Annotated in this window: 25 protein-coding genes; 6 read left to right on the top strand and 19 right to left on the bottom strand. The window is 51.6% G+C overall.

Annotated elements, in window-relative coordinates:
* Positions 1-172 precede the first annotated feature (172 nt).
* The 17 genes from ACFQNF_RS20175 to ACFQNF_RS20095 form a co-directional block, all read right to left on the bottom strand.
* Positions 173-634, bottom strand: a complete 462-nt coding sequence (locus tag ACFQNF_RS20175) for a hotdog family protein (RefSeq protein WP_380190089.1) — start codon at positions 632-634, stop codon at positions 173-175.
* A gap of 23 nt (positions 635-657) precedes the next feature.
* Complete coding sequence (locus ACFQNF_RS20170; RefSeq protein ID WP_380190087.1) at positions 658-1,827, bottom strand: beta-ketoacyl-ACP synthase; 1,170 nt, start codon at positions 1,825-1,827, stop codon at positions 658-660.
* A 183-nt stretch (positions 1,828-2,010) separates the two neighbouring features.
* Complete coding sequence (locus tag ACFQNF_RS20165; protein ID WP_380190085.1) at positions 2,011-2,556, bottom strand: DUF3261 domain-containing protein; 546 nt, start codon at positions 2,554-2,556, stop codon at positions 2,011-2,013.
* Entirely contained in the window at positions 2,544-3,767 is a 1,224-nt protein-coding gene (locus ACFQNF_RS20160; RefSeq protein WP_380190083.1) for an NAD(P)/FAD-dependent oxidoreductase, read from the bottom strand. The genes ACFQNF_RS20165 and ACFQNF_RS20160 overlap by 13 nt, the downstream gene beginning before the upstream one ends.
* Before the next feature lie 492 nt (positions 3,768-4,259).
* Entirely contained in the window at positions 4,260-4,529 is a 270-nt protein-coding gene (locus ACFQNF_RS20155) for a hypothetical protein (protein ID WP_197433046.1), read from the bottom strand.
* A complete protein-coding gene (locus ACFQNF_RS20150; RefSeq protein ID WP_380190081.1) occupies positions 4,526-6,886 on the bottom strand; it encodes an MMPL family transporter in 2,361 nt (786 codons plus the stop codon). The genes ACFQNF_RS20155 and ACFQNF_RS20150 overlap by 4 nt, the downstream gene beginning before the upstream one ends.
* Positions 6,864-7,475 carry an outer membrane lipoprotein carrier protein LolA gene (locus ACFQNF_RS20145; RefSeq protein ID WP_380190079.1) on the bottom strand — a complete coding sequence of 204 codons (612 nt, stop codon included), beginning with the start codon at positions 7,473-7,475 and terminating at the stop codon, positions 6,864-6,866. The genes ACFQNF_RS20150 and ACFQNF_RS20145 overlap by 23 nt, the downstream gene beginning before the upstream one ends.
* Positions 7,472-7,909 (bottom strand): acyl-CoA thioesterase, encoded by a 438-nt coding sequence (locus ACFQNF_RS20140; protein ID WP_380190077.1) that lies wholly within the window; start codon positions 7,907-7,909, stop codon positions 7,472-7,474. The genes ACFQNF_RS20145 and ACFQNF_RS20140 overlap by 4 nt, the downstream gene beginning before the upstream one ends.
* A complete protein-coding gene (locus ACFQNF_RS20135) occupies positions 7,899-9,443 on the bottom strand; it encodes an HAL/PAL/TAL family ammonia-lyase (RefSeq protein ID WP_380190075.1) in 1,545 nt (514 codons plus the stop codon). Before ACFQNF_RS20135 ends, ACFQNF_RS20140 begins: the two co-directional genes overlap by 11 nt.
* A complete protein-coding gene (locus ACFQNF_RS20130; RefSeq protein WP_380190073.1) occupies positions 9,430-10,365 on the bottom strand; it encodes an LpxL/LpxP family acyltransferase in 936 nt (311 codons plus the stop codon). Before ACFQNF_RS20130 ends, ACFQNF_RS20135 begins: the two co-directional genes overlap by 14 nt.
* A gap of 115 nt (positions 10,366-10,480) precedes the next feature.
* The gene (locus ACFQNF_RS20125) at positions 10,481-11,218 is read right to left on the bottom strand and encodes a glycosyltransferase family 2 protein (RefSeq protein ID WP_380190071.1); all 738 of its coding nucleotides are present in this window, start codon (positions 11,216-11,218) and stop codon (positions 10,481-10,483) included.
* 11 nt (positions 11,219-11,229) lie between these two features.
* Positions 11,230-12,927 carry an ApeI family dehydratase gene (locus ACFQNF_RS20120; RefSeq protein WP_380190069.1) on the bottom strand — a complete coding sequence of 566 codons (1,698 nt, stop codon included), beginning with the start codon at positions 12,925-12,927 and terminating at the stop codon, positions 11,230-11,232.
* Complete coding sequence (locus ACFQNF_RS20115) at positions 12,920-13,453, bottom strand: COG4648 family protein (RefSeq protein ID WP_380190067.1); 534 nt, start codon at positions 13,451-13,453, stop codon at positions 12,920-12,922. The genes ACFQNF_RS20120 and ACFQNF_RS20115 overlap by 8 nt, the downstream gene beginning before the upstream one ends.
* A gap of 1 nt (position 13,454) precedes the next feature.
* Entirely contained in the window at positions 13,455-13,712 is a 258-nt protein-coding gene (locus tag ACFQNF_RS20110) for an acyl carrier protein (RefSeq protein ID WP_380190065.1), read from the bottom strand.
* 76 nt (positions 13,713-13,788) lie between these two features.
* A complete protein-coding gene (locus tag ACFQNF_RS20105) occupies positions 13,789-14,049 on the bottom strand; it encodes a phosphopantetheine-binding protein (RefSeq protein ID WP_380190063.1) in 261 nt (86 codons plus the stop codon).
* A complete protein-coding gene (locus tag ACFQNF_RS20100; protein ID WP_380190061.1) occupies positions 14,036-14,818 on the bottom strand; it encodes a lysophospholipid acyltransferase family protein in 783 nt (260 codons plus the stop codon). The genes ACFQNF_RS20105 and ACFQNF_RS20100 overlap by 14 nt, the downstream gene beginning before the upstream one ends.
* Positions 14,811-15,527 (bottom strand): beta-ketoacyl synthase chain length factor, encoded by a 717-nt coding sequence (locus tag ACFQNF_RS20095; protein WP_380190059.1) that lies wholly within the window; start codon positions 15,525-15,527, stop codon positions 14,811-14,813. The genes ACFQNF_RS20100 and ACFQNF_RS20095 overlap by 8 nt, the downstream gene beginning before the upstream one ends.
* A 352-nt stretch (positions 15,528-15,879) precedes the next feature.
* On the opposite strand from ACFQNF_RS20095, the gene ribBA reads away from it, so the two are divergent.
* From ribBA to ACFQNF_RS20070, 5 genes are all read left to right on the top strand, one after another.
* Positions 15,880-16,986 carry a bifunctional 3,4-dihydroxy-2-butanone-4-phosphate synthase/GTP cyclohydrolase II gene (ribBA, locus tag ACFQNF_RS20090; protein WP_380190221.1) on the top strand — a complete coding sequence of 369 codons (1,107 nt, stop codon included), beginning with the start codon at positions 15,880-15,882 and terminating at the stop codon, positions 16,984-16,986.
* Positions 16,986-17,459 (top strand): 6,7-dimethyl-8-ribityllumazine synthase, encoded by a 474-nt coding sequence (ribH, locus tag ACFQNF_RS20085; RefSeq protein ID WP_046353036.1) that lies wholly within the window; start codon positions 16,986-16,988, stop codon positions 17,457-17,459. Before ribBA ends, ribH begins: the two co-directional genes overlap by 1 nt.
* Positions 17,456-17,923 carry a transcription antitermination factor NusB gene (gene nusB / locus ACFQNF_RS20080; protein ID WP_380190057.1) on the top strand — a complete coding sequence of 156 codons (468 nt, stop codon included), beginning with the start codon at positions 17,456-17,458 and terminating at the stop codon, positions 17,921-17,923. Before ribH ends, nusB begins: the two co-directional genes overlap by 4 nt.
* 111 nt (positions 17,924-18,034) lie before the next feature.
* Positions 18,035-18,994: a thiamine-phosphate kinase gene (thiL, locus tag ACFQNF_RS20075; protein WP_380190055.1), complete on the top strand. Its 960-nt coding sequence runs from the start codon at positions 18,035-18,037 to the stop codon at positions 18,992-18,994.
* A complete protein-coding gene (locus ACFQNF_RS20070; RefSeq protein ID WP_380190053.1) occupies positions 18,984-19,490 on the top strand; it encodes a phosphatidylglycerophosphatase A family protein in 507 nt (168 codons plus the stop codon). Before thiL ends, ACFQNF_RS20070 begins: the two co-directional genes overlap by 11 nt.
* 61 nt (positions 19,491-19,551) lie before the next feature.
* Here ACFQNF_RS20070 and ACFQNF_RS20065 read toward each other — a convergent pair whose 3' ends face one another.
* Positions 19,552-19,920, bottom strand: a complete 369-nt coding sequence (locus ACFQNF_RS20065) for a hypothetical protein (protein WP_380190051.1) — start codon at positions 19,918-19,920, stop codon at positions 19,552-19,554.
* A gap of 615 nt (positions 19,921-20,535) precedes the next feature.
* Positions 20,536-21,081 (bottom strand): hypothetical protein, encoded by a 546-nt coding sequence (locus ACFQNF_RS20060; protein ID WP_380190049.1) that lies wholly within the window; start codon positions 21,079-21,081, stop codon positions 20,536-20,538.
* 379 nt (positions 21,082-21,460) lie between these two features.
* Here ACFQNF_RS20060 and ACFQNF_RS20055 point away from each other — a divergent pair, with 379 nt between their 5' ends.
* Positions 21,461-23,206 carry a ShlB/FhaC/HecB family hemolysin secretion/activation protein gene (locus ACFQNF_RS20055; protein WP_380190047.1) on the top strand — a complete coding sequence of 582 codons (1,746 nt, stop codon included), beginning with the start codon at positions 21,461-21,463 and terminating at the stop codon, positions 23,204-23,206.
* The last annotated feature ends 25 nt before the right edge of the window (positions 23,207-23,231 follow it).

Raw genomic sequence — 23,231 nt, 5'->3', positions numbered from 1 at the left:
TGTTTCTCATTGTTCATTTTTAATTATTTGGGTAGGTACAAAAAAACATGCTGGCCCAGCAAAACCCAAATCTTTAACCACGGAGAAAAAGGAGGACCACGGAGAAAAGGTTTTCTCCGTGAAACTTCGTGTTTTCGGTGTCCTCTGTGGTTCAAGGTTTGGGTTTTGCACTTTAAGCACCCGCTCGCTCCGCTAAAAACGCGCTGGCATCCAGTGGTTCAAAGACGGTGAGTGCGGCCTGCGCGACTTCTTGCTGGTCGATCAAGATTTGGCAATCAAACTGTCCTAAGCCATTGTCGGCCTGGAAAGCGCGGCTAATCCGGATGCGTAGCACTTGGCCTAGTACAAATTCGCTGACGCTAGAGCTATAGCGGCGGCTGCCGAGCAAAAAACCGATTTTAGGCGTTTGCCCGGCTATTCGAGCTTGCCAGCCTGCCCATGCGGCCACGGTTTGCGCCATATATTCAACGCCTACCCATGCGCCTACCCCTGTGCCGGAAAAAAATAGATTGTTGGCGCTGATGGTGACTTCGCATTCAAAATGCGTGTCGTTGCCTGCGATGGCACGATCAAGTAAAAGCATCTTGCCAGAGTGCGGCATGATATCGCTAATGGGGTATTCAATGGGCTGCATGGTTATCAATGGTTTTTCCAAAATCAGCGCCTGCCAAAAATTAAACTTGCATTGCTGCCACCAAAGGCAAAAGAATTGCTTAAGGCGTAGCGCGGCGGGCGGGCGGGCTTGAAGGATGGCTTGACGAGTGCAAGTGGAGCAATAGCCGGATCGATTTCGCCATCCCACCAATGGGGTGGCAACTGTCCTGTTTTAAGAGTCAGCCAGCAGATCGCCGCTTCAATTACACCTGCTGCGCCCAGCGTGTGGCCGGTTAAAGGCTTCGTTGAGCTGCACAGTGTTTCGCTGCCAAATAGCCGATGAATAGCAAGGCTTTCCATTGCATCATTTTGCTGCGTTGCCGTGCCGTGCAGATTGATGTAATCGATGTCGGATGCTTGCAAGCATGCCCGATCAAGCGCGGCTTGCATGGCCGTGATTGCGCCTTGGCCATCGGGTGCAGGGGCCGAAATATGATGCGCATCCGAGCTTTCTCCCCAGCCTAAAAGCGCTACGGCGTCGGACTCTGCTTCTTTACTCATCAAAAATAGCGCAGCGCCTTCGCCGATATTGATGCCATTGCGATGAATGTTCATTGGCTGGCAGCGTTCCGCGCTAACGGATTCCAGTGCGGTAAACCCCGCCACGGTAAAGTCGCAGAGCGAATCTACGCCGCCGCAAATTACCGCATCACACATGTCTGCATTGAGCAGCCTTGCTGCGCTGGCGATTGCCTTAGCGCTGGAAGAGCAGGCGGTGGAAATCACCATCACAGGGCCAGCCAGCCCCAAAAGGATGCTGAGTGCGGTGGCAGGCGAGCCTAGCTCTTGCTGTGCAATATGAAAATGGGCGGGTAGCTGGCCTGTGGCCTGATGCTGGGCAATCGCAGCCTGCGCCTCGCCAATGCCGGAGGTGCTGGTACCTAAAACCACGCCAATCCGCGCCGCGCCAAAGCGGGCAATCGCCGCGTCCACCGCAGGGCGAATTTGCGCCAGCGCGGTGAGCAGCAGCGCGTTATTGCGGCTGTGCAGCATGGGCGGCAGCGCATCTTGCGCCGCCAGCTCGCTGGTGACCGCACCCAGATGCAGTGTCTTACCCAGACAAACATAGGGCGCAACCCCGCTAGGTGCATCGGCAAAAAGGGCTTGGCGCACCTCATCAACGCCGTTACCCAGAGCGCAAACAATACCAAGCTGATTTAAATAAATGCTCATTGCGTAAGACTATGAAGTAACAAAATGCTTATTCCTGTTAAAAACCTTAGGTCTGTAGACACAGAGAACACAGAGTTTAAAAGCAGCACACAGAGAAACCTTGAGAAAAACTTCTTTAGGTTTTCTCTGTGCGCTCTGTGTTCTTACCGTTCTCTGTGTCTACAGAGTTTTTGCCTTTTACAATTAAGGTGTTTCTTTTGAATCAATCACCAGCCGGTAGTGCTCTAGGGTGTTTTCTAATTCGGCTTGGCCGGCCCAGCGGGGTGTGGCGTGGTAGCGGATGGTGATGGCGTTTTCTTGGCCTAGCGTCAGTTTTCTGACGTTACCTTCTTCGCTTAGTGTCCAGCCCGCTGGCAAGGCAGCTTGAACGGCTGCCAGCGGCCAGTAAACTAATTGCACATCTCGCAATACGCGTTGCTCGTCTACTTCTTTGGGCAGCAGAGCATGGCGGCTGCTTGTTAGCGACTGGCCATCCCAGCTTACCGTCAGAATACGCTGCCCCAGTGCAAAGCCTGCCAGCTGAATTTGCTCCGGGTTGATTTCCAGTAAGGCATCTAGCGTTTTGGGCGCGGCGCTATTGGCTGGCAATGGAGTGACGCTCAGTCTTTGCGTCAGGCTCACCGATCCGGCAAAGGCCGCGGGCGCTAAGCGTAAAGCGGGTAAGCGAGTCTCTGGCGCTTCGCTAGTGCAGCCGCCAAGCAAGGCGAGCATGATGATTAAGCCGCGCACAATTGCTCCAGCGTTTTTAAGCGCTTAGGTTGCGCCACATAGGGATTGTTTAAATCCCATGCGTAACCTGCCAGAATGGCTGAGATCATCCGGCGCACGTCAGCTGATTGCTCCTGATGAAAAATCACATCCTGAAAGCCGCCTTCGTACCAGCTGCTCACAAAAGCTCTGAACGCATCAACGCCTGCTTTGAGTGGGTCGGCATAATCGATCTGCCAATTCACCGATTCACCTGCAAATTCGCGCTCAATCGCTGCTGCGGCAAGGGCTGCGGATTTTACTGCAATGGTGACCCCGCTAGAAAACACCGGGTCAAGAAACTCACCTGCATTACCCAGCAAGGCAAATCCTTTACCATGTAAGCTGCTGACATTGGCTGCGTAGCCAATCAGTTTGCGGGCCGGGGTATCCCAAACGGCATTTTTAAGCACGGCAGATAGGGTGGGTACTTCGGCAATAATGGCTTGTAAACGCTCGGTTTCGCTGCCCTGATATTTTTCTAAGAACTCAGGATTGGCAACTACGCCTTGTGAGCAGCGGCCATTAGAAAAAGGAATAGTCCAGAACCACACATCGTGGTGCTTCGGATGCACGCTGACTAGAATCTTATTGCGATCAAAGCTGCTCTCTGAAATGCGGTCTTCGATATGGGTGAAGTAAGCGCCACGCACCGGGAAGTCAGATGGCGTTTCTAGCTTAAGCAGGCGGGGCAGAATTCGGCCAAAGCCGCTGGCGTCCAGCAAAAATCGCGCATTGATTTGGTAAGTTTCTGTGGCCGATTGCACGGTAATCCGAGGCTGATCGCCTTCCAAATCAACCGCAATCACTTGCTCTTGATAGCGAATCACCGCGCCTGCTTTTGCCGCGGCCTTGGCCAGTACATGGTCAAAATTCCCGCGCTGTACTTGGTAAGTGGTGCCCCAGCCTGGAGAAAATTTATCCCTGAAATCAAAAGCGGTGCTTTGCTCGCCCCGCACAAAAGCCGCGCCATTCTTATACTGAAAGCCCGCCTCAATCACATCCTGCAAAAACCCCGCCGCTTCGATGTATTCCATGCTTTGCGGCAAGAGGCTCTCGCCAATCGAGAAACGCGGAAAGGTTTCTTTTTCAATGATCAGTACCTGACGGCCTTGCTTACGTAATAAGCCTGCCGCCACCGAGCCGGAAGGGCCAGCGCCGATAATGAGTATTTCTGTGTGTTCTATGCGCATTTCATTTCTCTTTTGTATTTTGTTTTGTAGGGCGGGTGAAACCCGCGAGCGATGCTTAAAAATAAGTGGGTTTCACCCCATACGCGCTAAGCAAAGTCAAAAAGATCTTTTTAGTGCCTTCGGCACGTTGATTTAGGTGCGGGCGTCCCGCTGGACCTTCCTTTCTTGTGTGGCCAAGAAACGAAGCCAAGCCACAAACTCAAAGCACGAAGGCCCCTACGCTGCGGACAATCGAGTCGGCGGCAGGCGGGATCGGCTCGTTCCTCGCTCCCTGGCCGAAACCCCGCCCCGCTTGTTCCTCGCTTCGGCGTGTTTCAAGGGGAGATTTAAGCCCCGTGCCACGAGCTGTGATACGAATCCTCATTGCGGGGTTTTAAAACATTCAAAACCTAAAAGACAACTGAACTCAAGCCATGTTTTCCTCCGTGAAACTCCGTGCTCTCTGTGACCTCTGTGTTTCAAGATTTGGGTTTGGCTGAGTAACATCAATTATTAATGAATAAACTGCCCTGCTCTTAAAATGCCGATTAGGCCGACGATGATCCAGAATCCATTCAGTAGCGTGTAAGCAGAATCGCGTTTTAGTGCCGAGCACCATGCCAGCATGATGGCGTCGACGGTGTTTAGGCTCCAGACAAACATAAACGGGCTGGCTGGGCCTAACCAGCTGACAAGGCTGAAGCTAAAGATACGCATCAGCACGCCGACCATCTCGATAGTGCGCAGGTGTTTGAAAATAAATAGATTAATAGTTGGGATCATTTTTCTGACGTAGTAAGTGGCATAAATGCCGGAGTGAGAAGCCAAGAAAGCCCGATGCCCAGCAGCATGGTCAGGCCAAAAGCGTGTAGGGCGGGGGTGGCAGATAGCGCCAGCAGACCAAAGGCGAGCAGGGTGGAGGCGGCCGCCAGGGTGACTGATAAAAATGGCCTTGTTTCATGGCGATCAGGATTTTCGAGCAGGAAAATTCCATAATCCACGCCCATGCCTAAAATCAGCAGCAGCGCCAGAATATTGAATAATTGCAGGGGCTGGCCCAGTAGCGCAAGGAGGGCTAAGGCTAGGCCGCTGGCGAGCAAGGTGGGCAAAAGCGCCCGCCAAGCTTGCCTACCAAAGCGGTAGCTGAGTGCGGCAAAAACCAGCAGGTAGCTGAGTGCTATCACCCATGCCATCAGTACCCGATAGCGCCCCATTACGGTGGAAACTTCAGCTACTTTATCTACCCAGCGCACGCCCGCCACGCTAGGGGCCATTGCAGCCAGCTCTGCCAGTTGCTCGGGTTTATTTACGCCACGCAGTAGCATCACGCTGGCGTAGCCGTTTTCAAAACGCCCCAGCCACTGATGACGTAAAGGCTCTGAAACGGGGGCTGCCAGCCAGTCTGCAATCATTAGCGGTGCGGCGGATTTAAGTGCTGGCGTAAGCGATTCGTCCAGCGCCATGCTGGCCTTGGCTAGTACGCCTTGCTCGCCAAATACCACGCGCGCTACCAAGGCTTGATTTTCTGCCTGCTGTGCTAAGGAGGGCGCCCAATCGCTGATCGCCTGATAGCCGCTGAGACTGCCTTTTGCAATAAGGGGCGCGAGCTTTGCTTTTAGCACTTCTTCCTGCTGCAAGACGGCCTCGATGCTTGCGCCGCGAATTAAATAAAATTGCGCCGGGCTGGGCAGATCGAGCAATTTGCTTACTTTGATTTGCTGGGCAATCAGTGCGGGGGGCGAGCTTTGCAAGAGGCGCACATCGTCATTGCTTTTGATGGATAAGCCTCCCCAAAGCAAGGTGATCGCCACGATTAAGCTAAATATCAGCGTTAAACGGTTGCGCCCTACACTGGGCCAGAGCCTGCGACGACTGCCTATCCACAACGACAAGCGGGTGTGATTCATTTCCCCCTTGTCAAAGAGTGGGAACCACCACATTACGGTTACAAAAGCGGCCAAGAGGCCCGTGGCGGAGAAAACGGCGATTTGCCGCAATCCAGGAAAAGGCGTGAGCGCCAGCAGCAAATAGCCGATGGCGGTGGTGAGCATCGCCAGCCACATCACTGGCGCTTGCGTTTTGAGCATGGCCCAGCGTTCTGCCGCAGGGCGACCCTGGCGGCTACTGAAATAATTGCTGCCGTAATTTTCGGCTACGCCAACCAAGCTGGCCCCAAACACGAGGGTAATTAAATGCAGGCGGCCAAATAATAGCGTGCATACCGAAATCGCAGCGAGCAGGCCAATGGCAATTGATATGGTCACTAAAATACGCGGGCGGATGGCGCTAAAGGCAAAGACGGTGAGCAGCACAATGCCGATCATTGAGCCGATACCAATGGTGTGCACCTCACGCTCGGCCTGACTAGCGGCGGCTGCTGCGTGCAAGGGGACGCCAACGCTTAAAACCTGCACCTTAGGCTGGGTCTTGATTGCGGCGGCTTTGGCCGCATCCAATACCGGAATCAGTGCTTGCTGCGCCTTAATCGAAAACGCCGAGCCGCTTTGCTCTAGTGTCAGCAAAGCATAGTTTTCTTCTGTCGATTCTGCTGACGAAGTCCTGAGTGCTAAACGTCCATCCTTGATGCGTACCTTGCTCTCTGCCGCCCGCTCTCCTAGCCATGCGCCAAGTAAATTCAGCGGATCATCTTGCCATTCACCAAGGCGGGGCATGCCTATGCCGGGCTGATATAGGGCGGCAACGGCGCGCTGGGCGAGTTGATCGCTGCTGGTGTTTGCCAGCTGCTGGCGTTGTGTGGCGCTAAGCAGCTGATTGCGGTGCGGCGTAAAAAAGCTCAGCCATTCGCTTTCGTCCCCCATTGTGTAGCGCAGTGTGAGTGGCAGCTTGCTCTGTGCCAAGGATGCGGCGTAAGCATCGGCTGCGGCAGACGCGCTTTCCCAATCCTGCCCGCCGATCAATACCACCACACGTTTGGACGCCGAGTCGCTCAGTTGCCGCGTGGCATTTTGCACCGTTGGGTCGCGCTCATCCTGCGGCAGCATGGCGAGGATGTCGGTATCCAGCTGCAAATGCCCAGACCACAGATAAATATTGTGGCCGATAAAGGCAAGCACAATCACTAGCCAAATTTTGGCGAGTAGTCGAGTAGAGGCCTGATTACTCAAAGCGGGCACGCTCATCCAAGCTGATGGCATCGGTATTTTGGGCGGTAAAGCGTATCAAGGTCTGATCGTTATTGGCTTCGTCCAGCAAAATACGGCGCACAAACTGATCGCCGGATAACTCGATCTTGCTCATGATTTTGCCCAAGGTGGCTTGCTTGGGGGTGAGCGTCAGCTGCCACGATTTGCCGTTGACGCTGCCTTCAATCTTAAATAGTTCCCCCAGACTGCTGACATCGCCATTCATTAAAGAAAATAGCAGGCCATTAATCATTCGTACCGATGGCTCTTTGCTAGCACTCAGGCGAAACGCCACTGCGCCATCTTGCTTGGCCACAATCTCGTCACGGCTCAGCTTCAGCGTGCTGGCAAAAGGTGTTTTAGTGCGCCAAAGCACCCCCATATCGCGCGCAGCCAGAAAATCCCCTCGGGAAATCAAGGGCTTTTTAAAGCCGCTAACCTGTTTATTCTGCTCAAATTCACCGCGTAAAGCATCCGGCTGAGCAAGGCGCTCTTTAACGCTGCTGGCTAGGTCTGCGGCATGGCTGCTGATGGTGATGAGGCTAAATAGAGCAGTAGCAAGGTAGTGCTTGATGCTGATCTTCATTGTGGCTCCTCCACCCCAAGTCGCTCCCACAGAATGGCTGGGCAAACATATTGCATTTCGCCGGTGCTCATTTCCACCGCCACCTGAATGGTGTGGGCTTGATTGATTTTCTGGCCAGTGATGGTGTCTTTAATCAGGTAGTTGATTTTTAAACGGCTTTCCCACTCGACAATTTCAGCACGCACGATGAGTTGCTGGCCAAAGCTGGCAGGTTTTACATATTTAAGCCGCATATCCACAATCGGCCACGCGTAGCCGGATTCTTTCATTTGCGGGTAATCGTAATTAAATTGGCTCAGCAGGGCGCAGCGGGCGATTTCCAAGTATTTGGCGTAATGGCCGTGCCAGACGATATTCATTGGGTCCAGATCATGAAAAGCTGGGCTGAGTGCAATTTCGATACTGAGGTGAGGATGAGTTGGCTTAGTCGGCATAGAGCACCCAAGCTTCTGCACGAATATTCAATATCAAGGCTTGCAGCTCTTTATCTAAAGCGCGGTCTTCCACCAGTAGCGGGATGCGGTCTTCTAGATCGGCCTGCATGGCGGCGAGCGCTTCTGGTAGTTGCAAGTTTGGATCGATACGGCGGCGCAGGGCAATACCTTGGCGGGCGGCAATTAGCATCGCGGCGACCACTTGCTCGGTGAGCTCGAGCACACGTAAGGCATCGCGCGCTGCAATCGTGCCCATGCTGACTTTATCCTGATTGTGGCACTCGGTAGAGCGGCTAAATACCGAGGCAGGCATGGTTTGCTTCAGCGCTTCGGCTGTCCATGCCGATACGCTGATTTGTAGCGCTTTTAAGCCATGATTAATCGCCGCACGCGGGCCGGTGCAGCCAGATAAATTGGATGGCAGGCCGTGATTGAAGCGGGTATCGACAAGGAGTGCCAGTTGGCGATCGAGTAAATCGGCCAGATTAGCCACGGTGTTTTTTAGGCTATCCATGGCAAAGGCGATATGCCCGCCGTAGAAATGCCCGCCGTGTAAAACGCGTTCGTTTTCGGCATCGATAATCGGATTATCGTTGGCGCTGTTTAGCTCGTTTTCGATCAGTGTTCTAAAAAACGGCAGCGCGTCTTCGAGCACGCCAATCACATGTGGGGCGCAACGCAGGGAGTAGCGGTCTTGTAAGCGCTCGTCATTGCGGCTGGGCTGCGGGCTGGCTAAATCATTGCGAATACGGGCCGCCACGGCTTGCTGACCGGCGTGCGGTTTAACGGCAAACAGCGTTTCATCAAAATGGTTGGCATTGCCTGCGCTGGCGACGACATTCATGGCCGTGAGTCTGGCAGAGAGCTTGCACAGGTAATCGGCACGCTGCCAAGCAAGGCAGGCCAGAGCGGTCATCACCGCTGTGCCATTCATCATGGCAAGGCCTTCTTTGGGGCGTAGGCGCAGCGGCTGGATGTTTAGCTCGGTAAATACATCGCTGGCATTGCGGCGCTCACCGCGATACATCACTTCCCGTTCGCCACAAAGCACGGCGGCCACATAAGACAGGGGCGTTAAATCACCACTGGCACCCACCGAGCCCTCCGCTGGGATGAGCGGCAGGATATCGTGCTTGAGCAGTATTTCTAGCTGATCGAGCAGAGCAATACTCACGCCCGACATGCCTTGGGATAAAGACGCCAGCCGAGTCGCAACCACCGCGCGGCTTTCTTCTGGCGTTAAAAAGCGCCCGGCACCACAGCCGTGATAGGTGTAAAGATGATGCGGTAGTTCGGCGATTAGCTCGGGTGGAATAACGACGGTGCAAGAATCGCCATAACCGGTGGTGACGCCATAAATCACGCCGTCTTCACGCAATAGGCGGTCTAGGAAATCAGCACCTTTTTGAATGCGCTGGCGAAATTCTGGCGCGGCTGACAGCTGGGCGGATGATGTTTGCTGGGAAATCGCGACAATGTCTTCGATGCATAATCGTGTGCCATCAAAGGTGATAGCAGGCTTAGTGTTTGTCATGTGTTTGATCCCAGAAGGCAAAAAAGTTAAACCAGTCGTAGGGCGAGCGTTTGAGCAGCGCGGTGATCGCGAGTGCGTATTGCGCTGCATAGCCCGCCATGGCGTTGGTGCGCTGGCCGCGCGGCAAAATCACACGGCTGGCCAAGGTTTCAAAATGGATGCTATAGCCGCGCCCTTCATGGATGCAGCCCAGCAAATAGAGCGGGCATTTCAAAAGGCTGGCCAAGATATAGGGGCCAACCGGAAAAGGCGCGCTATGGCCTAAAAAATCAGCGTGTACGGTCTGGCTAGCAAACACCGGAATACGGTCGCCAGCAATGACCACGTATTCACCCGCAGCAATTTTTTCTGATAGCAAGACAGCGGTTGCGGGGCCGACTTCGGAGACTTCGATGAGCTGTAAGTCGTTATCAGGATTGAGCCGCTTTAAAAGCTGATTAAATTGTTTGGCGTGGCGGGTGTGCACCAAGATATTGAGGCGAATCTGCCCCCTTTCCTCAGCCATCGCGCGGCATAGCTCAAGGCAACCTAAGTGGGCGGTGACAATAATGCCGCCTAAACCCTGCTCTGCGGCGGTATAAAACGCTTCGCGGCCTTCGGTTTTGACATTGCTGAACTGATAGCGCCCAGAAACGGCCAGCAGCTTATCCAGCATGGTTTCGGCAAAGAGTGCGAGGTGTTTTAAACTGTCCCGCCACGACGGGGTATGGCCTAGCGCACCGGTTGCGGCCTCGATACGTTGCAAGTATTGCATCGAGGCGTGGCGTAAGGCGGGGCGGCAGGCCCATTGCACGGTAATCACCGGATAAAGGCAAAGCCGGAACGGCCAGCGGCCCAAGAGCTTATGCACCCAAAAAAGCAGCCAGATGCCTGCGATAAAGGTGTTTTCTCCGATGTCTGCCCAGTGTTGTGGTTTACTCATACGCGGAAACCTCCCTCGTAATGAGCGCCGCAATATTGCCTTGGGAGCGCTGCGGTGTTTTCACGAGGGTAGGCCCAATGCTGCTGTGGTTTTGCTAAGGGTTGAGAAGGTTGGCTCACGAGGAAAGCTTTCTCCAGATGAGTAAGGGCGAGCGCAGCAACATTCCAACAAACAGCCTAGCGTGCATGCGCGAGATCAGCACATTATCGAGCAGGGCTTTAAAGTGGGAAACGCCATCGCTTGGGTAGGTCACCTTGGTTGGTTGGTTGATAATGGGCATGCCGCGCCAGTACAGACGCACCGCAATATCAATATCAAAATCCATGCGTTTGCCGATATTGCGGCTATTAAACAGGGCAATGGTGGGGGCAAGCGGGTAGATGCGAAAGCCGCACATCGAGTCTTTAATCGCCAGTGAAAGGGTGTTAATCCATACCCAGATATGGGTGGCATAACGGCCATAGAGGCGCACTTTGGGTACGCTTTCATCGTAAATAGGACAGCCGCAAATCAAGGCGCGGGTGTTTTGCGCCGCCAGAGAAATAAAGGCGGGAATATCAGCGGTATTGTGCTGTCCATCGGCGTCGATTTGTAAGGCATGGCTGTAGCCCATGTCGAGCGCACAGCGCAGGCCCGCCACCATTGCACCACCCTTGCCTTGGTTTTGCAGTAGCCGTACAAGGGTCACGCTGTGCTCAAGCTCTGTGTCTAGTTGATCTAATACAGCGGCGCAATCGGCATTGCTGCCATCGTCAACCAAAATACAGTGCAGATCATGGCCGCGCACGGCATGCACAACCGCGCTGATGGCTTCGCCATGGTTATAAACAGGAATCACCACGCAGATTTTCATAAGGTCGGTCCTCATAGGGGGCCGCCCAATACAATGCGTCCGCTGGCATGCGTGCCCACGGCGGATACAAATTTAAATGTCAGCGTGGTCTCTTCGCCTTTATTGAGGGTTTTAAGCTCCAGCTGAATTTGGCTATTTGGAAGAATGACCTGCTGAAACTTCAGCACTTCCATACGTAAAAATTGCGCAGGCAGCTCAAAGAGCTCACGCGCTAAGCAGAGAGCCCAATCCACCTGTGCCACGCCAGGCAAGATAGGTGCACTCGTAAAATGCCCGTCAAAGAAGGGCGAGCTGGCGCTGACATCAATCGTTAGTTGCGCGGCATCTTTGCTGCGCTCGATCAGGCGCGCTTCGGGGCGGCGTGGGTCGAACAGGGCGAGTAGTGCGGCATGGGTGGTTTTGCTCTGTGCATTGCTAGGCATTGCCCAGATATAGCGAAAGCGGCGCGGCAAGGCGCTGGCATCGGTTGAATCTGCCAAGGCATCGCGTAAGGCTTGATTCAGTGCCCGCTTGCCTTGCTTATCCACTAAGCGCCAGCCTGCTTCATTGGGGCAGGCAACTACAGCAAGAGAAAGTCGAGAGCCAGCTAGGGCAATCAGGCGCACTTCATTCAGTAGCTGCGTGGCTAGCAGGGCCTGCTCCATGGCGCTAAGTGAAATTCGTTTTTCTTCAATCTTAATAATGCGATCACTACGCCCGAGTAGCTCAAAGCCATGTGGGGTAAGTAATACGCGATCGCTGCTGGCTTGCCATGCGTCATCGTTCAGATGGGGCGAGCGTAAATAGAGGATGTCGTCCTCTACGCGGATGGCAATGCCGGGTAGCGTTCTCCACGCGGTTTGATGATCTTGCTGGCGCTGCCGCCATGCAATGCCGCCGGTTTCCGAGCTGCCATAGACTTCAATCGGCGCGCTGCCTAGCAAGGTGCGGCAAGCAGGCAGGGCCTCAACTGGCAAAGGGCCACCCGAAGAAAATACCGCGAGTAAGGATTGGGACTGCCAATCGAGTTGCTCCGGCAGGCGCTTTAAATGGGCTGGGCTGGCAATCAGGATGGCGGGGGCGGGCGAGCAGACACTTAGCGCGGCGGCAATGTCTTCAGGGAAAGCCAGTCTTGCCGTATCAAACATGCGCCCGGCCGATAGTGGCCATAGAATGCGAAATAAGAGGCCATAAATATGCTGATGAGATACCGTCGCCAGCACGTTTGCCCCAGCGCATTGCTTGCCAAAGCAGGCTTCAAGCGCGGCTACTTCGCTGACAAGTTGAGATAGTTTTTTAGGAATAGCGCAGGGCTCGCCGCTGCTGCCCGAGGTATATACCACCAGCATCACCGCATTGAGATCAAGTGTTTGCCAGCCGTTTGCCTGAGCGGGAGTGGCAGAGATGGGTGAGAGCGCGGCAGGCACATCACCGGCAAAGCCATCCACCACTTCTTGTAACTTTTGCAAAGTAGCGGGCAGGGCGTCGCTAGGCAGGTAAACACATTTACCGGCATGCCAAGCGCCTAATAGCGCTGCTGCAAAGGTGGCGCTATCGTTAAAATACAGCGCAAAGCGTGTACCGCTGTGTTGACTAAATGCCTGCTGCCAGCGAGCGACTTCCTTGCTAAAGCAGGCGTAATCAATGATTTGCGCTGCGTTTTTTGCGACAGGATAGGTAGATGCTCTGCTGCTACGCAGCAGGTGATCCAGTGAAATAAAATCAGTCATAAGCCGCTCTAACTCGCTGCCTGATGATCCATTCCCCCAGAAAGAGCACGCCCATCAAAATATAGGCGATCAATCCGTTGTATAGAGCCCAGGCCGCATCCGACCAAAGCGCGGTAATCAAGGCCGCGCAGCCGTTAAAAATAAAAAAACCACACCAAACTTGCGTCACTCGACGCGTATAGCGCACACCGCTGGCGGGTAGATCAGGTTCGCGTAATCGGGCCAGACGCTCAATGGCGCTGGGCGGATAGGCGAGTGTTAGGGCAAAGGCTGCGCAGAGTACGGCATTGACCAAAACAGGGTAAAGCTTAAGCGGCAAGAGCTGATTACTCGTAAAACTCAGCCCAGCCAGCAAGGCCGCACCCGCAGCGGCAATTAGCCAGATTTTTTCTTTTGTAAGCAAGGCGCGTGTCAGTGCAATGGCAAGCAGGAGTAATGCCAGCCATTTTGGCTCGAAATGGCCCAGACCAAAGTAAATCAGCGCAGGGTAAGCGAGGGTAATGATTCCTAACAGGAGACCACGCATTTTAAGCTGCAGATTTTTCTTGTATCAGCTCATAAAGTGCATCAACCACATCTTGCAAGGTACGCACGGCTTTAAACGCATCGGGATGTAAGCGTTTACCGGCAATGGGTTTAAGTTTGACGATCAGATCAACCGCATCGATGCTGTCGATATCTAAATCTTCGTACAGGCGTGCTTCAGGGGTGATTTTGCTGGCTTCGGTATCAAAAGTTTCTTGCAAAATAGTACTAAGACGTTCGAACATTTCTTGCTTGGTCATGGGTATTCCTTGCTACACACTGGTGTACTTGTTAGTTACTACGGCTGGTTACCGCCGCTATTCACCGATGTGCTGGTTAGTTGCTGCGTGCCGATGAAACAAAGGCGGCTAATGCTTGCACGCTGGCAAAATGCGCACGGGTTTCGCTTGAATCGGCTGATAGGCTCACACCATAACTTTTCTGCAGCGCTAAGCCCAGCTCTAAGGCATCAATCGAATCTAAGCCAAGGCCATCGACAAACAGCGGTGCGCTAGCGTCGATATCATCTGGGCTGAGGTCTTCAAGATTGAGGGAAGAGATAATCAGTTGTTTAATTTCTTGTTCAAGCGCCAACATGGGCGGTGTTCTCCGGTAAAAAATAGTCATGCAAATATTGAGTGAGTTGACGAGCGGCAAGGGCTGTTTCGCCTCCTGCCTGCTCTAAAAAGGGAGCAACGGCAATATCGTCCCCAATCTCCAGCGTAAAAATCATACGGCTAGCGGGTACTTTCCACCAAGGCAAGCCTTTGGTGAGGCTGAGTGGCTGGCAACGTATGGTGACGGGAGTGATATCACATTGGCCACGCAAGGCAATATTGGCCGCGCCTCGCTGTAGCTTCATTGTGCCATCTGTGGCGGTGCGCGTGCCTTCGGGGAAAATAATCAAATTATTACCCGCACGCACGGAAGCAATGCAATCGTTGATGAGTTGCGAACCGGAATTATTGCAAATATAAGCCGTGCCCTTGATCGGGCCTCGGGTAAAGGGGTTCTGGGCTAAGCCTGCTTTGACCACACAATCGGCGTTTTTAACTAGGGAAATTAAAAATACCACGTCGATTAAAGTGGGGTGATTGGCCAGAATCAGCAGGCCTGGGCGCTGTAGTTTTTCCAGATCGGCGATGGAATAACGCAAAATGCCCAGTACGCGCATTAACTCGATAAAGATTTTGAATGCGTAATGAATCGTCAGCCGAGCAAGCCGCGTTTTTTGTGTTCGGCAGCGCACGAATAGATGCAAAAGGGGAAAGAAAACCAAGCCCAGCATCAGCCCGCCTAGGCCAAAAGCCGAGAAAGCGAGCGCTGTAGCAAGAATGCGCCAGTTTCTTTCCAGTGCATTAAGCATTGTTTTGCCAGACCCAAGTCCGCGTGCCCACGGTGTGTTGATACTCGCGCTGTCCGGACAGCAAAAAATGCAGCGCGGCGATACTGCTGGGCAGATTGTTGTGGCTGGTTTCTTCGCTCGCTCTGCTACTCAGGCTAAATCCTTGCTTTGAGCGGATGAGCTGGCAGGCAAAGGCGTGCGCAAATTCAGGCTCATCAGTAAAAACATGATGGGGAGATGGCAAAGGCTCGTCGTAATAAACCAGCAACACGCTGCTTGCGCCATCGGCTAGCAGTGCAATGGCTTCGATGAAGGCAGCTTCGATGGTTTCCTGGCCTGCGGCAATCGCGGTATAGCTGGCGGTATCTTTGCGGGCAATTGAAAATAAAGCAGAAATAGCATTATGCACCGACATACTAAATGCCGTCGGGGAAAGCGCATTGCCTTGCGCTAATTGATTGAGTTGTTCAACAGATTGGGCGATATCGCCATAGCGGGATGCAAAAATGACAGGGCATTGCGCCACTTCATCGCTGGCCCAATAAGCCACTTGCAAGGCCATTTTGCCTAAGCGGCCGACGCGGCGGCGCAGCATCACAGGCATTTCACTTAAGCGGGGTGTTTCATCTTCGAAATGAAAATCCGGAGCCTTTAGCCAGCTTAGCCATGATGCTTGCTCATGCAGGCCAGGCGCCCATGCTGCCCATTTGGCAATCTGAAATTGAATCATTATTCCAATCGTCTGGCTTGTTTTATGAATAGCGAATGGAATGAATTAAATAACTCGTGAATCCATCGTTTTAATAAGTGCAATAGAGTAAAACTAGGATGCGAGGATAGCAGAGCAGTCAGTTGAAAGAAAGCGTTTTGCCCGATTGGCATATCATTTGAATGCTGAATTTTATATAGCAGGCGTATTTTTACACTTGAGAAAAACGGCTTGCTTATGGTTTATCCCCTGCCGATCTGGGACAATGGCGGCTTACTACCCGTTGAATAGCGTTGAGATGGCTAGAAAAGACGCAGAAACGGGTAAGGCTGAGTTACTTATACTGAAGTTTAGTGATCTTAAAGGTGCGGCTATGAGCGTCAATATCTCCCCAGTCCAAGAAATTATTGAAGAATTACGCGCCGGGCGCATGGTGGTACTGGTTGACGAAGAAGATAGAGAAAACGAAGGCGATCTGGTGCTGGCCGCAGACTTTGTGACACCAGAAGCGATTAACTTTATGGCCAAGCATGGGCGCGGCCTGATTTGTCTGACGCTCAATGCCGAGCGCTGTGCTCATTTGGGCCTTGCGCCTATGGTTCGCGCCAATGGATCGAGCTTTGGAACTAACTTTACCGCTTCGATTGAAGCGGCGGTTGGGGTTACGACCGGCATTTCTGCGCATGATCGCGCTTTAACTATTAAAAAAGCCATCGCTTTTGATTCTAAAGCCAGCGATATTGTGCAGCCAGGGCATGTGTTTCCGATTATGGCGCAACCAGGCGGGGTGTTGGTTAGAGCAGGGCATACCGAAGCGGGCTGTGATCTGGCCGCGCTGGCCGGTGTAACGCCTGCCAGCGTGATCTGCGAGATCATGAATGACGACGGTACAATGGCCCGTTTGCCTGAACTTTTAGTATTTGCTGAACAGCATCAGCTAAAAATTGGTACTATCGCCGACCTGATTCATTATCGCAGCCGTACCGAGACCCTTGTGGAGTGCGCAGGGCGTCGCACGATTACTACGTTTGCAGGTGAATTTGAGCTGGCGGTTTATCGCGATAAGCTCACATCAGCCAGCCATTTGGCGCTGATTAAGGGCAAGCCAAGCGCCGACACCGAAACACTGGTGCGTGTGCACGAACCTTTATCAGTGATCGATTGGATGGATTTAGGTCAGACTGGGCACTCGTGGGATGTGAAGTCTTCTTTGGAGGCGATTGCCAAAGCGGGCTGTGGCGTGATGGTGCTCTTGCACCGAAGCGAGGATGGCAATGATTTATTGGCTCGCGCCTTGCCGGAATTAGGCTTAAATGAAAATAAGAAATGGGATTTGCGCACCTATGGTATTGGTGCACAAATGCTAAAAGACTTAGGTGTGGGTAAAATGCGCCTATTGTCGCCAGAGCGCCGTATCCCAAGCATGACGGGCTTTGGTTTGGAAATTACTGGCTTTGAACTATCTCAAGGAAAAAAATAATGAGCGTCGCTGCAAATATTCCTTTTATTGCACCTAATCTTGCTGGCAATGGTTTACGGATCGGCATCGTAATGAGCCGCTTTAATACACCGGTTTGCGAAGGTTTACGCGATGCTTGCGTTGCAGAGCTGAAAACACTGGGCGTGGCTGAGCAAGATATGCTGATCACCACCGTACCGGGCGCTTTGGAAATCCCTCTGGTTTTGGCTGCGATGGCCGAATCAGATCGCTTTGATGCATTGATTGCTTTGGGTGCAGTGATTCGAGGCGAAACCTATCATTTTGAGCTGGTTGCCAATGAATCAGGCGCCGGTGTAAGCCGTATTGGACTTGATTACGGTATTGTTGTGGCAAACGCCATATTAACCACTGAAAACGACGAACAAGCAGAAGTGCGTGTGCTCGAAAAAGGCACAGATGCAGCGCGTGTCGCCGTAGAAACAGCGAATTTATTAAAGGCATTACAAGCATGACCGAAGAAGTAGCAAAACCAAAATCAGCCCGTCGCCGCTCACGCGAATTTGCCGTACAAGGCATTTATCAATGGCTGTTGGCTGGTGATAATGTAGGCAATATTGAAGCCTTCTTGCGTGAAAGCAATACCAGCTTTGCCCGTGCTGACGAAAAACTATTCCGTTCTATCCTGTTTGGTGCAATCAAGGATATGAAATCCTTGCAAGATGCATTGGCTCCGCATGTAGATCGCCCAATGCATGAAGTCAGCATGGTGGAAGCATCGGTATTGTGTGTGGCTGCCTATGAAATTATCTCTATGCCAGAAACACCATACCCGGTGATTATCAATGAAGCGATTGAGTTGGCCAAAACCTTTGGCGGCTTGGATGGTCATAAATTTGTTAATGGCGTGCTGGATAAATTAGCGGCGCTGGTGCGTAGCGAAGAAGTGAGTGCAGGACGCGCTAAACGTCATGGTTAATGAGGTTTAGTTTGATAAAAAGACGGGCCTAGCCCGTCTTTTTTTGCTTACAATTATTGAAAATACACGCTCTGTATTGCGCCTTATCTATCTTGTGGATTTGAAAACGCTTTGAACGAATTCGATCTGATTGCTCATTATTTCAAACGCCCCGCCAAAAATGCCGATTTAGGTGTGGGGGATGATGCAGCCCTGATTTCTGTCGCCGCAGGTCATCAGCTGGCGATTTCTGCCGATATGCTGGTGGAAGGAAGGCATTTCTTCCCCGATGCTGATCCCGAGCGCTTGGGGCGTAAAGTGCTGGCGGTTAATTTGTCTGATCTTGCTGCGATGGGTGCAACGCCTAGCTGGTTTACGCTATCGCTGGCGCTGCCTAAAATCGACGAGACTTGGTTGGCGGCATTTAGCCGAGGCTTACTGGCGATGGCCGATGAATATGATATCTCGCTGATCGGGGGTGATACGACCCGAGGCCCGCTGACTATTGCGATTCAAATTGCCGGAAGCTTGCCTCGTGGTCAGGCCTTGCTTAGAAGCGGAGCAAGGCTGGGGGATGAAATCTGGGTGTCTGGTCCCTTGGGGGCGGGCGCAGCGGCGGTGATGCATCGTACTGGGCGTATTAAGCTGGTAGACGAGCTTGCTAAGCGCTGCGATTTGCGTCTGGATCTACCCACCCCCCGTATTGCGCTAGGCCAGCGTTTACGCGGCATCGCCAGCGCCGCGCTGGATATCTCTGATGGCTTATTGGCTGATTTGCGGCATATTTGTGAGCAATCGGCTTGTGGTGCTGAGGTGTGGCTAGAAACGGTGCCTTTTGCTGAGGACCTTCATGCCTTGCCCGAGTCGCTGCGCCAAGAAGCATTTTTGGCTGGGGGGGATGATTATGAGCTGTGTTTTACGGCTTCACCCGATCAGCATAAGGCGATTATTTCCCTAGGGGTCGAGCTCAATTTAGGGCTTACTTGCGTTGGCAAAATAATTCCCGGCCATACCGTGCAATTACTTGATGCTAATAAGCAGCCTTTACCCATTACTTTTCATGGATTTGATCATTTCGCCTATGAGTCATAAACAAGCCCCTTTAGTGCGCCCAACATGGCGTTTCTTACTCGTTCATCCTGCGCATTTTATTGCCTTTGGCTTTGGTAGTGGTTTAGCTAAAAAAGCACCTGGCACGTTTGGTACGCTCGCAGCCTTGCCGATCTACGCCATTTTGATGCAATGGCTTTCTCCTTTAGCGATTGCGTGGTTTTGTCTGCCCGTGTTTGTGATCGGCTGCTGGGCGAGTGAAGTAACAGGTAAAACGCTGGGTGTGCACGATTATGGCGGCATTGTGATCGATGAGATTGTGGCGATGTGGCTGGTACTGCTCTTTGTGCCGGTGAGCGCTGTTGGCTGGGGGCTAGCGTTTGCGATGTTCCGTTTCTTTGATATCTTAAAGCCTTGGCCCATTTGCTGGTTTGATTTGCGGGTGCCTGGCGGCATAGGCGTGATGATTGACGATATCCTTGCTGCGGCATATGCCATTTTAGCTTTGCTGGCGATTCAGCACTTTTATCCTCTGTAAATTTCTATTAAATAAAAAAACGCCCAGTTGGGCGTTTTTTTATGGGCTATTTTAAAGTAAATTATTTTGTTCTATGCAAACCTTTGCTAATTAAAGCAAGAATGCCAAGGCTGATTAAGATATAAGTTTCCGGTTCTGGAGCAGAGCCATGCTGCCTGTTTGTATTTGGATTGCTGAATTTGGGTGTGGTGGCATTGAGCGCCGTATCTATTGCCCTTAATTGCTGCCAATTTGCTATTTTGGTGGTTTTTTCTTTTTTAAGGAATGGAAGGCGCGGCTGTGAAAACTCAATAAAATGATCGCCCTTTTGTACCACTGGATTCATTTTGTTAAATTCTTCAGTGTGTTTTATTTCAAGCAAGCTAGCGTGTGTAAAGCTTGTGATGAATAAGCTAAATACAATGTATTTTACTAATCGTGCATATTTCATTTCGTGCTCCTTGGTTGCCAATGTTTGCGTGGCAGGAGCTATTTCAGCTTAAAACAAAACAGTAATCAAATTGTTTCTTGTTGGTCAAAAGTTCTTTGGTATTAGAGATAATTGGAGTAGAAAAGTGAGGTTTTGCTCAGTTTTACCTAAAATTAGGGCGTAAAACTTAAAAAACAGGTCGCTCATCGCAATGTGATGCCATGTATCGTTTTTTTTGCGTGGTTAATAAAAGCCGTAAGTGCTCTTTTTAAATACAAGCCAAGCTTGCTTTCCAGGGATAAGGGGAGGATTGGTATTAGCTAAAAATAAGTGCCAGTGATTCAACTCATAACAAAGAGCTTGTGTGTTTGTTAACTAAATCTGAACGGTAGCAAGTACTTAGCAGTAGCTTGCTCAGCGTAAGCGGGTTTTTAACAGGCAGGGCTTTTACGGCTAAAGTTGCTCCCACGAAGGGAATTGATATGCTGTTGTTGAAGCGGCTAGGTTTGCCATGGTGAATGAGCATCGGCTGCTGTTTGGAAGGATGCACCAAGTCAGTAGAGCCAGCTTGCCAAACTGTGCCTTTATTTACTCTTAGCGGCGCAGGCCCTTCTTTAAAAAGAATTATTGGGGCAGTTATTGCGTCGAATAAATGACAAACTGGGCCACGCGGCTAAGCGGCGTTGCGGCATCAAAGCGAAAATCAACATAGTTAGCGTCATCCGCTGCAAGTGTCTGCTCAACTTTTTGGCTGCGGCCGAGCTCATTGCCTTTTTCATCCAGTGCACGTAATTGCAATTTGCCATTAAATGCTTGCTCACTTAGTACATAAACTTTTAAGCCCTTTTGGCCATCGGCATTTTTTTCTTGTAGTACTGCGCGCTCTGCTTTTAATTGCTTGCTTTTTGCACTTTCGCTCAATTGAATTTTGAAGTCGGCTTCTACGAAATCAACACCTTGCGCCATTCCTTTCATTACCCCGCCTACGCCTTGCGTAATGCTTCGTGCGGCATCTTTGCCATCCTTCTGGAGCGCATCACCAAGGCCTTTTGCCATGGCCGCTTTATCTTCAACCAGCTCGGCCCCTTTGCTATGTTGCTCTTTTAATTCCTCTTCACGGCTCTGGCCGCAAGCGCTAAGTAACAGGCCTAGGGTAAGCGCTGCCAAAATACGATTTTTCATTCTTTATTCTCCAAATTACTGAGTATTGCCGGGCATTAAAGGGCTTTCTTTTTGAAATTACAATCGTTTTTTTTATAACTAGGTGTTATTCATTATAAGTAATTGTTTATGCCCGAATAGGCTCCTATTCTGTCTGAGCCTGTTTTTTCTCAGTGATGAGAAAAATTTCTTTTAAAAACATAGCACTTTTGTGGTGGGGGCAAAGTGTAGTGTGGGGGCTGATACGGTCATGCTCTTGTTGTTTTTATGTCATCTAAGGGCGATGCAATGTTTACTGCTTATGCAAGATAAGAGTATTATTATTTAATGTTAAACATGTGTTTAGCTTTTTAAAGCCATTGTTCCGCCTTAAAAAAACACTCCCTTTTTCGTGCCCCTCATGTCTACTGTTATTCGTGCTTTACGTTTTTCTATTTGTCTTTTTTCGCCCTTGGTTATCGCTAGTGAGTTAACTCCCGCCCAGCTCCTTGCTCCAGATGCCTTGCAAAGGCAAGAGGATAGGGCGCGGGATTTAAATCAGACGCTTGCTCCTTTAGCGGCCACATTAAAGCCCGCAGATTTACCGCAAATCTCTACGGCGCTGCCCATTGAGCAGCCTTGCTTTGCACTTAATAAAATTAACATGCTGGCGCCGTCTACTCAGGCGGCGCTTCCTTCTTGGCTATTGCAGTCTTTAAATCAGCAGGTTTTTACACATTATCTTGGGCAATGTGCGGGTGTGCGTGGGTTGAGCCATATTGCTGCCGCAGCTGATGCAGAGTTATTGCGCCTTGGTTTGGCCACATCCCGTGTGGTGGTTCCGCCCCAAAATATGGGAAGTGGCGAGCTGAATTTGCAATTGCATCTGGGGCGAATCGCCGGGGTACGGATGCAAGATGGAGGGAAAGATGATACGCGCTGGGGCACTTGGGTAAATGCCTTTCCAAGCTGGCCCCTAATGAGTGCGGGTGATGTGCTGAATGTGCATGATCTGGAGCAAGGCGTAGAGCAAATGAATCGCTTGCCCAGCCAGCATGTTGTGACTCGCTTAGAGCCAGGAGCAGAGCCGGATACTAGCGTCGTTTTTATCGATCGCCAAAGTGGTGATTTATTGCAGCGCTTGCGCGGGGGATTAACGCTGGATAATAGTGGATCAGCGTCCTTGGGGCGCACGCAGTTGTCCAGTTATTTAGCCTTTGATAATGCACTGGGGCTGAATGATATTTTGAATCTGTCTTTTAATAGTAATGCTGAAAATCCAGATAACGATCATCAAAGCCAGTCTGTTTCGGCAAGCTACAGCATTCCCTGGGGCAACCATACTTTTTCCAGCACATACAGCAGTAGCAAATTCGCACAATGGGTGGCGGGTACGTCTACGCGCTTTTTATCCAGCGGCGAAAGCGAAAGCGCTGATTTGCGCTGGCAATATCAGCTGCTGCGTAGCAGCTCGGCGCGGTTTTCTGTGTCTACAGCGCTTAGCTCGCGTCGCTCAAATAGTTATTTAGATGATGTGGAGCTGCTGGTGCAGCGCCGCCGTACTACCCAGCAAGAGTTGGGTATGAATTATCGCCAGTTAATCGGCGCGGCAAGCTTTGATCTGGGTTTGAATTATAAAAGTGGCCGTGCTTGGTACGATGCAGAGGATGATTATCCCGCAGAAATGGCCAATGGTTTAACGCTGCGCCCAAGCATTACTACGCTGGATTTGGGCGTGGCGGTGCCTTTCCAGATTGCAGCCCAAGCCGTGCAATACAATTTTAATTTGCACGGGCAATCAACGCCGGATACCACGCTTTCTAATGAGCAAATCGCCATTGGCGGGCGGAGTAATGTGCGCGGTTTTGATGGTGATGCTGTCCTGATGGCAGAAAACGGCTACTACCTGCGTAATGAATTAAGCACCTCCTTGCCGATGCCTGAAGGTCTGGGTTTACAGGCCTATTGGGGGCTGGATTATGGCCGGGTATGGGGCCCAAGTGATGTGATGCTTGCCGGAAATAAACTGGCAGGTACGGCTTTAGGTTTTCGTGGTCAGTGGAAAAAAGCGCAGTTTGATTTAAGCGTTGCCACGCCCTTGCTCCAGCCAGAAGGGATGGATGCCGCCCCTTGTATTTGGTACGGCTCTTTTACCTTGTCGTTTTAATTTCCTTAGTTTGAATCACAAGCCT

The organism is Iodobacter arcticus (assembly GCF_042664895.1).
Taxonomy (GTDB): Bacteria; Pseudomonadota; Gammaproteobacteria; order Burkholderiales; family Chitinibacteraceae; genus Iodobacter; species Iodobacter arcticus.
This window is presented reverse-complemented; position numbering and strand designations above follow the sequence as displayed.